Annotated in this window: 12 protein-coding genes and 2 pseudogenes; 9 read left to right on the forward strand and 5 right to left on the reverse strand. The window is 66.5% G+C overall.

Features of this window, described 5'->3' with window-relative positions; translation table 11 throughout:
- Window positions 1-227 precede the first annotated feature (227 nt).
- Window positions 228-1,776 (forward strand): annotated as a pseudogene (locus tag V9E98_05535) (amidohydrolase family protein).
- 298 nt (window positions 1,777-2,074) lie between these two features.
- Here V9E98_05535 and V9E98_05540 read toward each other — a convergent pair.
- Entirely contained in the window at window positions 2,075-2,503 is a 429-nt protein-coding gene (locus V9E98_05540; protein ID MEI2716446.1) for a hypothetical protein, read from the reverse strand.
- Between the two features lie 22 nt (window positions 2,504-2,525).
- Here V9E98_05540 and V9E98_05545 point away from each other — a divergent pair, with 22 nt between their 5' ends.
- Window positions 2,526-4,355: an InlB B-repeat-containing protein gene (locus V9E98_05545; protein MEI2716447.1), complete on the forward strand. Its 1,830-nt coding sequence runs from the start codon at window positions 2,526-2,528 to the stop codon at window positions 4,353-4,355.
- 224 nt (window positions 4,356-4,579) lie between these two features.
- On the opposite strand, the pseudogene V9E98_05550 reads toward V9E98_05545, so the two are convergent.
- The 4 genes and pseudogenes from V9E98_05550 to V9E98_05565 all read right to left on the reverse strand — a co-directional run bounded on the left by V9E98_05550 (window position 4,580) and on the right by V9E98_05565 (window position 7,468).
- Window positions 4,580-6,118, reverse strand: a pseudogene (locus V9E98_05550) (bifunctional 3-(3-hydroxy-phenyl)propionate/3-hydroxycinnamic acid hydroxylase).
- Window positions 6,115-6,522, reverse strand: coding sequence for a fumarylacetoacetate hydrolase family protein (locus V9E98_05555; GenBank protein ID MEI2716448.1), 408 nt, complete (start codon window positions 6,520-6,522; stop codon window positions 6,115-6,117). The pseudogene V9E98_05550 and the gene V9E98_05555 overlap by 4 nt, the downstream one beginning before the upstream one ends.
- The gene (locus V9E98_05560) at window positions 6,507-6,989 is read right to left on the reverse strand and encodes a fumarylacetoacetate hydrolase family protein (GenBank protein MEI2716449.1); all 483 of its coding nucleotides are present in this window, start codon (window positions 6,987-6,989) and stop codon (window positions 6,507-6,509) included. Before V9E98_05560 ends, V9E98_05555 begins: the two co-directional genes overlap by 16 nt.
- A gap of 74 nt (window positions 6,990-7,063) precedes the next feature.
- Window positions 7,064-7,468 (reverse strand): hypothetical protein, encoded by a 405-nt coding sequence (locus V9E98_05565; protein ID MEI2716450.1) that lies wholly within the window; start codon window positions 7,466-7,468, stop codon window positions 7,064-7,066.
- A 25-nt stretch (window positions 7,469-7,493) separates the two neighbouring features.
- On the opposite strand from V9E98_05565, the gene V9E98_05570 reads away from it, so the two are divergent.
- The 7 genes from V9E98_05570 to V9E98_05600 all read left to right on the forward strand — a co-directional run bounded on the left by V9E98_05570 (window position 7,494) and on the right by V9E98_05600 (window position 14,149).
- Complete coding sequence (locus V9E98_05570) at window positions 7,494-7,796, forward strand: hypothetical protein (protein ID MEI2716451.1); 303 nt, start codon at window positions 7,494-7,496, stop codon at window positions 7,794-7,796.
- A gap of 63 nt (window positions 7,797-7,859) precedes the next feature.
- Window positions 7,860-8,246, forward strand: a complete 387-nt coding sequence (locus V9E98_05575) for a hypothetical protein (GenBank protein MEI2716452.1) — start codon at window positions 7,860-7,862, stop codon at window positions 8,244-8,246.
- A gap of 175 nt (window positions 8,247-8,421) precedes the next feature.
- Window positions 8,422-9,078 (forward strand): TetR/AcrR family transcriptional regulator, encoded by a 657-nt coding sequence (locus V9E98_05580; protein ID MEI2716453.1) that lies wholly within the window; start codon window positions 8,422-8,424, stop codon window positions 9,076-9,078.
- 189 nt (window positions 9,079-9,267) lie between these two features.
- A complete protein-coding gene (locus V9E98_05585) occupies window positions 9,268-9,675 on the forward strand; it encodes a VOC family protein (protein ID MEI2716454.1) in 408 nt (135 codons plus the stop codon).
- A gap of 73 nt (window positions 9,676-9,748) precedes the next feature.
- Entirely contained in the window at window positions 9,749-10,231 is a 483-nt protein-coding gene (locus V9E98_05590; GenBank protein ID MEI2716455.1) for a Fur family transcriptional regulator, read from the forward strand.
- A gap of 25 nt (window positions 10,232-10,256) precedes the next feature.
- Entirely contained in the window at window positions 10,257-12,449 is a 2,193-nt protein-coding gene (gene katG / locus V9E98_05595; protein MEI2716456.1) for a catalase/peroxidase HPI, read from the forward strand.
- A 341-nt stretch (window positions 12,450-12,790) separates the two neighbouring features.
- Entirely contained in the window at window positions 12,791-14,149 is a 1,359-nt protein-coding gene (locus tag V9E98_05600) for an MFS transporter (GenBank protein ID MEI2716457.1), read from the forward strand.
- Window positions 14,150-14,193 lie beyond the last annotated feature (44 nt).

Raw genomic sequence — 14,193 nt, forward strand, 5'->3', positions numbered from 1 at the left:
GTCGGCGGCGCCTGCTTCCTAGGCTCTGAGAATCTGGAAGGAACCGAATGCCCGCTGATCTTGTTCTCAAAGCCCAAGCCATCATCACCATGGACGAGACGAACCCCAGAGTCGAAGCGGTGGCGGTGGATAGGGCGGCAGGAACGATCGTCGCCGTCGGCTCGCTGGCGCATGTGCAGTCAGCGGCTCCTGGGGTCGCACCCACGGATCTGGGCGACACCGTGCTGATGCCTGGCTTCATCGAGGCCCACAGCCACCCCATCCCCTCGGGTGTCTTCACCGAGGAGCCCTCGCATTGGATCTCGCGCCCGCAGGGATACGCCACCTACGCCGACGTCCAGGCGCTGTGGCACCAGTTGGACCAGTCCCTTGCGGCGGGAGAGCCGGTCCTGTGCTGGGGGCTCGACCGGCTGGGTCAGGGTGCCCCGCAACTGACCAACACGGAACTCGATGCGTACTTCCCCAGCCGGCCGGCCGCCATCATCGACATCTCGGGCCATGAGGCGTACTTCAACTCCGCCGTCATCACCATGAACGGCTGGACCGATGGCAAGCCTCCCGCAGATCCACCGGCTGCGCGCTTCGGACGCAATGCCGATGGCACATCCAACGGCCGCGCCTACGAGACCGGGGCCGTCGTCGCGGCAGTCAGCGGCGTGCAGAAGAAGGTCGTCACCAACCCGCTGCTCTCGGTGGCCAAGTGGTTCCGGACGTTGGCGCAAGCGGGTGTCACGACGTCGTCGGAGAACTCTTACGCGGCGAATCTTCTGCCGGCCTACGAGGCGCTGTTCTCGTCGGCCCACGTTCCCATTCGTGTCGGTGTGTACCAGGTATCGACGGACCCGACTTGTGGCGATCCCCTCAAGTCGAACGTGCCGCCGACCCGGTTCTGGAAGAACGGCATCAAGGTGTGGTCGGACGGAACGACCTTCATCGGCACACTGGCCGCGTCGTTCCCCTACATCGACAATGCGACTACTCGTAACGCCGACATTCCGATGGGAGTCGGTGGCACGGCGATGATGAACTACACGCGCGAGCAGTTCGACGCGATCCTCGACCAACACGCAGCGTCGGGGCTGCAGATGGCCACCCATGCGCACGGGGATGTGGCAGTGGACATGGTTCTGGACGCCTACGCCGAGGCGCTCGCCCGGCACCACCTGCTGGGCACCGATCACCGCTGGCGGGTGGAGCACTGGAGTGCGGCTGCGTGCCGACCAGTTCCAGCGGGCGGTCGAACTGGGTGTGGCCACGCCCCTGGCGTCCTATCAGTTCATGGATCTCGGGGATCTGTTGGATGGGACGCTGTTCCCCAGCGAGATCGGCAGCCAATGGGTGGCGGCCGCCGATGCCATCAAAGCCGGGTGCCGCGTGTCCTTCCACTCCGACAGTCCCGTCTCTCCGGTCACACCGCTGCTCGACGTGCAGTGCATGTCGTCGCGCCGGACGATGTCCGGCCAACTTCACGGAGCGAATCAGGCGATTTCGCTTGATGACGCCCTGAGAGGCGTGACCATCAATGCGGCGTTCCACTTGCGTCGGGACCACGACCTTGGATCGATCGAGGCCGGCAAACTCGCTGACTTCGTCGAACTGTCGGCGGACCCCTACGGTGTCGATCCCGCGGCGTTGACGGACCACGTCACGGTGTTGGGAACGTGGTCAGGCGGCCGCAAAGTGGACACCGATGCATTCCTCTCGGACATCGAGAAGATCGACCCCAGTCCGCACCAGGACCTGCATCAACACGCCACCACCCCGAAGAGCTGCTGAGCAACGCTGGCGCGCTTGGCGTCCATTCGGGGGATTCCGCGGTGAGCAGTTGATCCGGGCGCGAGCGGGCCTAGCCTGGCCGAACAATCACCATTCCTGCGGGTAGGTCCTCATGAGATTCACGAGCAGAAGCTGGGCTGCCACCGGTGGTTTGTGCGCGGCCCTGGCGCTGGGGCCGCTCACGGTGGTGGCCCCGCAGTCCGCGATTGCCTCCGTCGCTCCCTCGGGTGAAGCGCCTGTTGCGGGCCAATCGTCCTCCACCCGGTCTGGATCAGCCGCGAAGAAGCCGGGGATCTCACTACGCGATGTCAGCGTGAGCCGCGGCTGGCGGCAGGTGGGCGCCGAGATCCGTTGGAGTCGGCATCTGGCAGCCGACCTCCACGGAAAGGCCCGGTTCACCGTTCGACTGGTGGCGTTCAACGACGACCCTGACGACTTCTCGCGAGTGCTCTACGAGCAGAGTCGCCGACATCGGCCCACGGGCTGGAAACAGTCGCCGACCATCAGCCTGGGGGCGGGCAAGGCCCGGATCGCGTCCCGTGCCGTCGATGTGGTGCTGTCGTTCAGCCAGCAGCATGCCCGCAAAGGCGCCCGCCTGTTCACCCGCGCCGACGTCGTGACGACACACCTGCTCACATACGAGGGCCGAAGCGGCCGGCCGACCGACCGCGCACTCCGTACCGGCTTCGAGTGTGGCGCACGTAGCAGCGAGCAGCTCAGAGGTCATCGTGAAGCATGGTGGGGTCGCGATGCAGCGGCTCTCAGATGGCCCTCGAGTCCTCAGCCCCGGTGGCGGGCAGACCGTGGCGGCGCCGGCCAAGGAGGCGTCGGTCAAGGCATTGGAGGCACCGGTGCAACGGCTCGCCACCGATCTCAAGACTGCACTCAACGAATCCACCGGCAACCCGGCTGCGCAGAAGCTGTCCGCAAGAGTCACCGAACACGTGGACACGACGGCTGCGGCACTGGATGAAGCGGCCACGCTCGCGAGTGAGGCGACGAGTACCTCACTCACCGACCAGCAGCGGGCAACCGTCACGGATGCGTTCGGGAAGTCGGTTGGCCGGGCCAAGGTGGAGGTGCAGAAGGCCGCTGAAGCCGCATGCGGCTCGGGCGGGAACGCTTCAGCCCCAGAGAGGTGCGAGTTGCGGAAGATCGACCGTGTGGTGGACAAGTTGTCGGCGGAGGACTTGTCCACGCCGACGCTGGCCGATGACGCAAGTGCCGCCGTCGCGAGGGTTCACAAAGACGTCGTGGATGTACTCGAAGGTCTTGACGTCCTGCAGGAAAGCCTCGCTGATTCCCTGGACTCGATGAGCGCTCTGCGGGGCGAGGCTCGAGACGTCAAGGAGTCGTTGGCCGACGCCCTGGCCGAGAAGACGTCCGTCGCCCACCACGATCCCGCGACAGTTGTCGAGCTTCGAGACCTGCAAGATGCCGGGATCGCGTCACTGGACCAACTTGACGACATCCCGACTGCCGCGAGGGACGTTCTGGCGGGTGGTGCCCTGGACCCGGCTCGCGAGGCGTTCGCCAAGTCCGAGGAAGCCGCGGCGGGCGCCGCGGGTGAGGGCGTCGCCCTTCTGATCGCGGCGTTCTCCGAGGGCGGTGGCGACTTGGCGGCGGCAGATCTGTCGAGGCAGGACCTGTCCGACACGGATTTCAGTGACGCCAATTTCGCCGGGGTTCAGTTGTCCGACGCCAAGCTCACGAACATGACGGCCAAAGGCGCCTATGTCGAAGGGGTCGACGTGCGCGGTGCCGTTGACGCCGGTCCGGCGCTCGTGGGAGCGATCGGGACGCCTGCCGGCACCTCGCCCCCCAGCCCAGCGCCCGCTCCGGCCCCGGAACCCCCCGCTCCAGCGCCCGCTCCGGCCCCGGAGCCCCCCGCGCCGCAACCTGACCCCGTGACTCCAGTTCCGGCGCCGCAACCTGACCCCGTGACTCCGAATCCAACACCAGCCCCCGGACCAACGCTGTTCACGCTGACGTACGACGGCAATGGGTCGACTGGTGGCGCGGCACCGACGGACGGGTCAAGTCCGTATGCAGCGGGGGCTGTGGTGACGGTGTTGGACAACTCCGGGTTGCTGATTCGAGATGGCTTCATCTTTGCGGGGTGGAACACCGCCGCTGATGGTTCGGGCGTACCGTTCCTGCCCGGCATGGCGTTCCCGATGCCGGACAGCGCCGTGACCCTGTACGCGATGTGGGTGCCGACCTTCGTGGTCACCTACGACGCGAACGGCTCAACCGGAGGGACCGTGCCGGTCGATGCGTCCAGCCCTTACCCCCCCGGTGCGGGGGTGACTGTTCTCGGGCAACAGCGGGTCGCTCGTTCGCGCTGGGTTCACGTTCGGGGGCTGGAACACCGCTCCCGACGGGTCGGGCGTCGGCTACCCCCCGGGAGCCGTCTTCCCGATGCCGGACAGCGCCGTGACCCTGTATGCCTGGTGGCTCTGAGCATCAAGAGGGCGGCCCACTCGACCCCCAGAGCGGGACGGTCGCGCCTCAGGGAGCAGGTACCCGATACCCGGCGACCTGACGAATGCCGGCAGGTCGCCATTTCCGGCGGGTAAGCCTCACTGCTTGGCGGAATCGCGGCAATCCGCCCGCGAGGAGCGGGATGAGCGGCTGCGAGCAAGGTCTCGGCTGGACAGACCCCTCCGGAGGCAGCGCCGGTCACCACTGTCACCTCGGTCGCCGCGATCAACTCACCCCCACCGGCATCGCAGTTGGCGACCAGGTCCAGTCCCAGGGCCGAAGGATCGAGGTCGCGGGCACCCGCTGGGGACTGGGCCATCACGACACGGTCCGGGCGGACGACCACCGCACTCGCACCCGACCGGGATAGCCAGGGCAACAAGATCCCGTCGGAGTCCGAGACCACGACGTCGGCCCCGGCGACCCCTGCGGCGGGCACTGGCACCGGAGTGATCACGATCAACGGAGCCGACAGACGCCGCGCGACCTCGCTGAGTCCCGGCTCCACTGCGGCGTTGGTCAGGACGGCGAATCCGCTTCCGAGGACCTCGTCGAGACGGACCCGATCACCCCGCCACTCGACCCAGGGTTGCGGAACCAGCGTCCCCGGCAGCGACGAACCTCGTGAACGCCGAGCCAACGGTCCCGTCGGCAACGGTGGCGGAGGGCTGTCGAGTACCTTCGTCGATGCTCCCGGTATCCGGCACAGGGCAGCGAGTGCGACCCGGCGGACGTGACCCATGACGTTCGGACCGCCGGTCATCACGACACCAAGTCGCACAGCCTTGTCGATCAGCGCCTTGGCGGGGGCGCTTCGCTCGGACTGGTAAGTGGCCAGGAGTTCCTCCGGAGCCCGGCCCTGGAGCACCGCAGCGATCTTCCACGTCAGGTTCGACACATCACGCATCGCAGCGCACAAGCCTTGCCCGATGAACGGGGGAGTCAGGTGGGCGGCATCCCCGAGGAGGAACACCCGGCCGTCCTGCCACCGGTCAGCGATGCGAGCCCGGAACGTGTACTCCGCCTTGCGGACCACCTCCAACGACGCGAACGGCACATCTTTGGTCCAGGGTCGGATCAACTCCGCCAGCCGGGCGGGGGCGATCAGGTCGTCGATCTGTTCAGCAGTGTCGAGCCGGAACTCCCAGCGGTATCGGCCCGGAACCACCTGCATGAATGTCGCCGGCCGTCGGGTATCCGACACTTGGTCCACGCCGTTCCACACATCCAATGGCTCGGGGGACACTACGTCGACCACGAGCCAGCGCTCCTCGAATCCGAGGTCCAACAGCGACGAGCCGATCGCGTCCCGCACCGTGCTGTTGGCGCCGTCGCAGCCGAGCACCGCATGTGCCCAGATGGTGGAGTGGACACCGGTATCGAGGTCCTTGACGACTGCACGCACGGGCGCCGGGCCGTCGGTCTCGTTCTGCGTCAGCGACACCAACTCGGTTCGGCCCGCCAGACGCGCCTCCGGCGAGCGAGCGAGAGTGTCGCGCAAGACCCGTTCGAGTTCGGGCTGGTCGAAGAAGTTGGCCTGCGGCCAGCCGTGATCCCCTACCGATCGGGTGCGGTCGAACTGTGCCATGGTGCGAAGCCGAGAATCGACGACCCGCAGGCCCTGACGCGGCTCCGAGATCTGCCCGAACGCGTCCGCCGCTCCGATTCCCTGGAGGATGCGGTAGATCTCATCGTCGAGGTGCACGGCTCGAGGCAACGGGTAGATGTCGGGCCAACGATCGATCACCAAGGCGTCGACCCCCCGCTGGGCGAGGGTGGTCGCCGCGACCACCCCGGTGGGGCCGCCACCGACGACCAGCACGGACACAACCTCGCCATCGCGGTACTGGGCGCTCATGATGCCCCCGCCACAATCGTCGCCTGCGACCCGAGGTTGATGCGATCGTCACCGGTCGCGATGGTCGCCGTGATCAGATCACCGGCTTGGAGGTATTCCGGAACCTTCTCCTGCTTCCCGAAGAACACCTTCCACTTCACTGCGGGGGGAAGGAGGGCGCCGACCAGCTCCACCACGTGGGGAGGCGCCTGCAGTGCGGTGCCGCCGGGAGTTCCGGTCAGCAGGACGTCACCGGCCTGCATCGGCTGGAACCGGGCCAACGCGGTCAGCGCAGCGGGTGGTTCGACGATCATGTCGGCCACGGTCCGGTCCTGACGCAAGGAACCGTTGACCCACAGTTGTAGCCGCAGATCGACCAGCCGCCTCATCTCGGCCGCGTCCAGCAGCACTAGGCGCGGACCCACTGGGGTGAAGCGTCGGGTAGCTCTTGCTCTCGTAGAACTGTCCCTTGCTGCAGTTGGACGTCCCGTGCGGAAACGTCGTTGGCGATGACCAGTCCGGCGACGTAGTCGGGCAGTGACTCCGCCGTGACCGTCGTCCCGACCGGGAGTGGGGCGCCGAACACCAGCCCGAGTTCGATCTCGTAGTCGAGCAGCCGCACGTGGTTCGGACGACGGATCCGATCAGTGGGTCCGCTGATGGAGTGTGACGCCTTGCGGAAGAAGGTGGGCTGCACCTGCGCCGGATCGAAACCGGACTCCCTGGCGTGGGAGCGGTAGTTGACCATCTGGGCCACGAGCCGGCAGGGGGCTGTGACGGGCGACTGCAGCGCCAAGTCCTGGGCCCGGGGCCTGTCGTCGGTCAGCGGCTCGCGTGGCCGCGCGTTCCACGGCGCCGCGATCGGCCAGAAGCTCGGCCGTGGTCGCTGCATCTGTCGCGACCCTTACCGCCGAACCCTCACGCTCCACGTACCAGGACATCGTCGGCTCGCAGGATGTTGACGGCTCATCGGTTCAGCCCTTTCAGCAGCCCCTGGATCCGGCCGGGATCGATGTCGTTGTCCTCGCGCAATGCCTGGATCACGTTCTTCACCAAAGCGGGACTCGGCGTGGTGCCCAGGAAGTCCTTGGTGGGCGGCGGTCCCCACTGGGACAGGCCGCTGGCCCGCAGCGGAGCCCAGCCTGGTTCGAGGGTGTTGTCGAAGACGTCACCATCGGTGTAGTGCTCGATGAGGAACTTGTCCGGGTCGCGCCAGTAGTCGAAGATCTGGCTGCCCTGAATGTGTCGCCCGACGCCCCAGGACCTCGTCCAGCCCTGCTCGCGTAGGTACTCGCCGCCGGCTGCGAGTGTGTCGAGGTCGGCCACCTCGAAGGCGGAGTGCACGTAGCCGACCTCCGGCGCCAGCAACATGGCCAGAGTGTGGTGATCGCTCGGGTTGCGACCCCTGGTCACATCGGATGAACGCGAACACGGGGCCGCGATCGCGCTGCCCGTCGAGGAACTGGAAGTCGCTGACGATCATGCCGAAGTTGTCGAGGTACCAGTCCAGGGCCTGACGGAAGACCCGGGTCGACATCGCGAGATGACCGAGACGTTCCACCCGGGCGGGCTCCCGGGCTGGACGCTGAGTGGCGTTCACCCGCGGGTGGCGGCCGCCGACATTGAACGTCTGCAGGGCCTGGCGGGGGAGTTCGGCGAGGTCGTGACTTCCATGGGCGACTCGCACAGTAAGGCCTGACGGATCTTCCAACGTGACCATCGAGCCGCCGACCGGATCGGGCGCCGGCTCCACCGAGCGGTCATGGGTTCGAGCCACACGATCCAGGTCCGAGAGGTCGGCGGTCTGGAGCGCCAACCCGGTGAAGCGGCTGCGCCGCGCCTTACGGACCACGACACAGGCGGACCCCGCCTGCGCGCCGCGCAGCACCAGGTTCCGTTCGTCGCGATGGTGGACGACGAACCCGAAGTCACGCGCGAACAGCTCGGCTTGCTGCAGGTCCGGCTTCTCGAACTCCAGCCACGCCAAACCCGTGACCTTGATCAGCGGATTGCGGGACCGGCCGGGGTGCTCACCCGACTCGGCGCCCTTCTCGCTGTGCAAACCGGAGTGGGTGCCACCCGGTTCAGTCTGGACGTCTGCCTGCCACATGGTTCGCGCCTTCCGTCGGTGTTGTCGACCACTCGGTGATCCCCTCGGTGATGCCCAGGGGTGATGCGAGTATCAAGCATGATGAACCCATCGTCAAGGCTTCCATCAATAATGATGATGTCATCAGTCTAGAAGGTGAAGGAGGCGGACGAGCCAGTGAACTGATGGCACCTCAGAACTGATGACATCGTCATTGATGTGTTAGGTTCCGGTCGTGACCGTTCAGACTCCCGCCCGCGACACTCGGGTCGGCCGACGCAAAGCCCGGACCCGGCAGGCGCTGGTCGATGCAGCCAAACGCATCCTGGCGACTCGTGGTACCACCGACGTCAGCATCCAGGAGATCACCGATGAGGCCGACATCGGATTCGGGTCGTTCTACAACTACTTCGACACCAAGTCCGAGTTGTTCGCCACGGCGGTGGGTGAAGTGCTCGATGCCTACGGCGCCGAGCTCGACGCCGCCAGTGAGTCCACGGACGACTGGGCCGAACGGTATGCGATCGGCGTGCGGCTGACATCACGCCTGGCGGTCGATCAGCCGGCAGTCGCGAAGATTCTCGCCGTGTCGGGAACGCGGTATCTGTTGTCCGACAGCGGTCTCGCCCCGCGCGCCCGACGGGACATCGAGCAGGGGCTGGCCACGGGACGATTCGACGTGGGGAGCACGGACGTCGCCTTGGTGAACACGGCCGGCTGCATGATCGCGTTTGTGTCCGTACAGATGGACGCGCCCGACAAGTTGTCCGAGGACGACGCGGACGAGTTGGCCGAACAACTCCTGCGCATGTTGGGCCTGTCCGCCAACGATGCCCACGAAGTCGCCCATCGGCCGCTGCCCGAACTCCCCACGATCGCCGCGGCCCCCTGAGGTCCCGGCCGCTCCGATCCCAGTGGCCAGCGCCCGGGGGCGAGCCAGGTGGCCCGCGGGAGATCCAGGGCGGGCTGCGGGAGAACGGGTGACAGGTCGGCGACGCACTCCCAACGGAGCATCGCCGCCACTAATCTCGACGGAACTGCTGCACGCCGACCCGCGTGCGGCTCATCCCCGGGAGTAGCCATGGCCGTCCTTCTCAACCCCTATCTGGGATTTCGCGACAATGCCCGGGAGGCGCTGGAGTTCTACCACGAAGTCTTCGGCGGCGACCTCGAGATCAGCACCTACGCCAGCATGGGAATGGGCGCGCCAGAAGAGAGCGAGAAGGTCATGCACGGCATGATCCGTTCGGGCGATCTGGCCCTGATGGCCGCCGACACCCCCAACGACCAGCACCACACCCCGGGGTCGAGCATCTCCCTCTCACTGTCCGGTGACGACGATGCCGCTCTGCGCGGCTACTGGGAGGCACTGTCCGCGTCCGGCCAGGAGCTCATGCCCTTGAATGTCGCCCCGTGGGGAGACTCCTTCGGTATGTGCATCGACAAGTTCGGCATCTCCTGGATGGTCAACATCGCGGGAAAGAAGTAGCCGAGTCACCGGGGGAGTTGACCGTGTCTGATTATTGACACAGTCAAGATCGGCTCCCTAGGCTGAGGGCGTCATGGTCGAACCCCCCGCAGATGTGCTGAGGCAGCACGGCGTCCAAGTGACCGCCCAGCGCATCGCCGTCCTGCGGGCCGTTTCCTCTCACCCTCACCTCACCGCGGATGCTGTCACCGAGATCGCACGCGGCGAGATCGGTGCCATCTCACGCCAAGCGGTCTACGACGCGCTCGGCGCCCTCACCGACGCCGGGCTGGTCCGCCGGATCCAACCTGCGGGCTCACCGGCACTGTTCGAAGACCGCGTGCGCGACAACCACCACCATCTGATCTGCCGGCAATGCGGGTCGGTCGTCGACATCGACTGTGCCGTCGGCTCGGCGCCGTGCCTCACGGCAGCCGACGATCAGGGCTACACGATCGACGAAGCCGAGGTCGTGTACTGGGGTCAGTGCCCCGACTGCCGTCGTACACAGTCCGCGCGGACAATCCGACGAGAGCCAATCCCCAACGCCACCCCGACAACCAGGGCCCGACCCTGACAACCGTGTTGCACACAAAGGAGAGATGACTATGGCCGACGAGAGCAAATGTCCGGTGACCAGCGCCAGCGCGGTCAGCGGGGGCACCTCCAACCGTGACTGGTGGCCCAACCAGCTGGATCTGAGGCTGCTCCACACCAACCCGCCGGCCAGCGACCCGATGGGCTCCGACTTCGACTACGCCGAGGCATTCGAGAGTCTCGACCTCGACGCTGTGAAGGCCGATCTCACCGAACTCATGACCTCGTCGCAAGACTGGTGGCCCGCTGACTACGGTCACTACGGCCCCCTGTTCATCCGCATGGCTTGGCACAGCGCCGGCACCTACCGCATCAGCGACGGTCGCGGCGGCGGCGGCAACGGGCTGCAGCGTTTCGCTCCGCTCAACAGCTGGCCGGACAACGGCAACCTCGACAAGGCCCGTCGGCTCCTGTGGCCGATCAAGCAGAAGTACGGCAACAAGATCTCGTGGGCCGATCTGATGATCCTGGCCGGTAACGTCGCGCTGGAGTCGATGGGATTCGAGACCTTCGGCTTCGGCGGCGGCCGCGTCGACGTCTACGAGCCCGACGACACGTACTGGGGTGCCGAGGCCGAATGGCTCGCGGCACAGCGATACAGCGGTGAGCGCGACCTTGAGAATCCACTGGCTGCCGTGCAGATGGGTCTCATCTATGTGAACCCGGAAGGTCCCGACGGCAACCCCAGTGCGCTGGCCGCAGCCCGGGACATCCGCGAGACTTTCGCGCGCATGGCGATGAACGACGAAGAGACCGTCGCCCTGATCGCCGGTGGCCACACGTTCGGCAAGACGCATGGCGCGGCAGATGCCGAGGAGTACGTCGGCCCAGAACCCGAGGCCGCCCCGCTGCAGCAGATGGGCCTGGGCTGGAAGAACAGCTACGGCACTGGCAGTGGAGACGACACCATCACCAGTGGCCTCGAAGGCGCCTGGACGCCCACGCCCATCACGTGGGACAACAGCTACTTCGAGACCCTCTTCGGCTACGACTGGGATCTCGAGAAGAGCCCGGCGGGCGCGTGGCAGTGGATACCCACGGACCCGGCCGCGCAGGACGCCGTGCCGGATCCGCAGGATCCCGGCAAGAAGCACCCGCCCGTGATGCTGACGACCGACCTCGCGTTGCGGATGGACCCGATCTACGAACCGATCTCGCGTCGGTTCCTGGAGAATCCCGCGGAGTTCGCGGACGCATTCGCCCGGGCGTGGTTCAAGCTGACCCACCGCGACATGGGTCCGGTGTCGCGCTACCTCGGTCCCGAGGTTCCGTCCGAGGAACTGATCTGGCAGGACCCCGTGCCTGCCGTCGACCACGAACTGGTCGACGCGCAGGACATCACTGCGTTGAAGGACAAGATCCACTCGTCCGGGCTGTCCGTGTCCCAACTGGTGGCGACAGCCTGGGCCTCGGCGGCGACCTTCCGCGGCACCGACAAGCGGGGGGGCGCGAATGGCGCCCGGGTCCGGCTGGAACCGCAGAACGGCTGGGAGGTCAACGACCCGGCCGAGCTGGCGACCGTGCTGCGGACGCTCGAAGGGATCCAGACCGAGTTCAACGACGCCCAGACTGGCGGTAAGAAGGTCTCACTGGCGGACCTGATCGTGTTGGGCGGCTGCACAGCCGTTGAGCTTGCTGCCAAGAACGCGGGATTCGAGATCCAGGTGCCTTTCGCGCCCGGTCGAACCGATGCGTCGCAGGCTCAGACAGACGTCGAGTCCTTTGTCGTGCTCGAGCCGACTTACGACGGCTTTCGCAACTACCTGGGTAAGGGCCACACGGCCACGGCTGAGGCGTTGCTCGTCGAGAAGGCCAAGTTGCTCACGCTGACCGCCCCCGAGATGACGGTGCTGGTCGGTGGCATGCGCGCCCTGAACGCGAACACCGGCCGCTCGTCGCTGGGTGTCTTCACGGATCGACCCGAGGCCCTGACCAACGACTTCTTCGTGAATGTCCTGGACATGGGAACCACCTGGGAACCGACCTCCGACGAGGAACTCACCTTCGAGGGGCGCGACCGTGCGACCGGTGAACTCAAGTGGACCGGCAGCCGGGTCGACCTCGTGTTCGGTTCCAACTCGGAACTGCGCGCGCTGTCCGAGGTGTACGGCAGCGACGACGCCAAGGAGAAGTTCGTGAACGACTTCGTCGCGGCCTGGAACAAGGTCATGAACCTGGATCGGTTCGACCTGGCCTGATTCCGAAACGTCGGGCGGGTCGGGCAGTCACCTTGACCCGCCCGACGGTTTCTTCTCAGGGTGTTGGGCAGTCACCTTGACCCGCCCGACGTCTCTTCCGCCTGGGTTCCCGGCGGTCATCCCGACCGCCGACGGCTCCCAAACCCGGTGTCGACGGGGATCCGCACCATGGTCTTCGCCGACCTCGCCGCCGTATCGCGGTGATCCCGCCATCCGCTGCTCCTATCGCGCCGGATGCGGCGGGATGAGAGGATCCCGTGCGGCACGATCGCCGCCTTCCCTCCCACCTGTCCCACCACTGGCCGCACTACAGTGCCAATAGGACGACGGCCGGAGGAGTCATGGCGCAAGCGGAGCAGTCAGCGAGCGCGGCCGACCCGGGTGGTTCGGTGGCAACATCGACGGCGAGTCATCTGAAACCGACAGGTCTTCAGAAGCGAACCTGGTGGGCGCTGGTCCTTGTCGGACTCGTGGGCCAAGTCGCCTGGGTCGTCGAGAACATGTACCTCAACCTGTTCGTCTACAACACCATCACCGACGACCCCACCGTGATCGCCGCCATGGTGGCCGTCAGTGCCATCTCCGCCACCGCGGCTGCCTTTGTCGTCGGGGCCTGGAGCGACCGGGTGGGCCGTCGCCGGGTGTTCATCGCCATGGGCTACGTGCTGTGGGGTCTGTCGACCATGACCTTCGGCATCGCCAGTGTGGAGACACTCGCGGGTTTCGTCCCCGTGGCCACAGCGGCCGCCGCGGCGGCGACGACTGTCATCGTCATCGACGCGATCATGAGTTTCCTCGGTGCCGGTGCCAACGACGCCTCCTTCAACGCCTGGGTCACCGACGTCACCGACGAAGGCAACCGGGGCCGCGTGGAGACCGTACTCACCGCCATGCCGCTCGTCGCCATGTTGCTCGTTTTCGGTGGCCTGGACGGGCTGACCAAGAACGGCGACTGGGGGTTGTTCTTCATCGTCACCGGACTACTGATGATCATCGCCGGAGGGCTCGCGTGGCTGCTCGTACGCGACGCACCCGGTGAACCCGTACAGCACGACACCCTGTGGCGCGCGATGGTGCACGGTCTGCGGCCCAGTGCTGTGCGCGCCGACCCGGACCTGTACGTGGCCTTGGCCGCCTTGGCGATCGTCGGCATCTCCTCGCAGATCTTCCTGCCCTACCTGCTCATCTACATCCAGAACTACCTGCAGATCGACGCCTACGCCCTGGTTCTCGCGGTCGTACTGATCGGCGCCTCTGTGGTCGGGCATCCTCGGCGGCCGGGTGATCGACCGCATCGGCAAGGTCAACGCCATGCTGCCGGCCGCGGGCATCTACGTCGCCGGGCTCGTTCTGACTTTCCTCGCGCGCGGCCTCGTGCCACTCATCGGAGCGGGCCTGGTGCTGATGAGTGGGTTTCTGCTCAGTCAGGCAGCCATCGCCGCGTCGGTCCGCGACTACACGCCACCGGATCGAGTCGGTACCGTGCAGGGCCTACGCATGGTCTTCTTCGTCGCTCTCCCGATGGTCATCGGGCCTGCGATCGGGGCGGCTGTCATCAAGAACGCCGATGCCACCTACGTCGAGCTCGGACAGATCAAGCAAGTACCCACGCCTGGAATCTTCCTCGCGGCTGCATTCGTCGTGCTGCTCGTGGTGATCCCCGTGCTCGCGCTGCGCAAGCGGCAACGAGAAGGCGTTGAGTACCGTCCCGACCAGCCCCAGACACCCGATGTCGGTGGTGACC

It is taken from the genome of Candidatus Nanopelagicales bacterium, from assembly GCA_037045355.1.
Classification (GTDB): Bacteria; Actinomycetota; Actinomycetes; order S36-B12.

Coding starts and splice junctions, on each gene's coding strand:
- V9E98_05575 (MEI2716452.1), top strand. CDS start 7,860: ATGGGTTCGAGCCACACGATCCAGGTCCGAGAGGTCGGCGGTCTGGAG.
- V9E98_05540 (MEI2716446.1), bottom strand. CDS start 2,503: ATGACCTCTGAGCTGCTCGCTGCTACGTGCGCCACACTCGAAGCCGGT.
- katG (MEI2716456.1), top strand. CDS start 10,257: ATGACTATGGCCGACGAGAGCAAATGTCCGGTGACCAGCGCCAGCGCG.
- V9E98_05565 (MEI2716450.1), bottom strand. CDS start 7,468: ATGTTGCTGGCGCCGGAGGTCGGCTACGTGCACTCCGCCTTCGAGGTG.
- V9E98_05600 (MEI2716457.1), top strand. CDS start 12,791: ATGGCGCAAGCGGAGCAGTCAGCGAGCGCGGCCGACCCGGGTGGTTCG.
- V9E98_05545 (MEI2716447.1), top strand. CDS start 2,526: ATGCAGCGGCTCTCAGATGGCCCTCGAGTCCTCAGCCCCGGTGGCGGG.
- V9E98_05585 (MEI2716454.1), top strand. CDS start 9,268: ATGGCCGTCCTTCTCAACCCCTATCTGGGATTTCGCGACAATGCCCGG.
- V9E98_05590 (MEI2716455.1), top strand. CDS start 9,749: ATGGTCGAACCCCCCGCAGATGTGCTGAGGCAGCACGGCGTCCAAGTG.
- V9E98_05560 (MEI2716449.1), bottom strand. CDS start 6,989: ATGCAGCGACCACGGCCGAGCTTCTGGCCGATCGCGGCGCCGTGGAAC.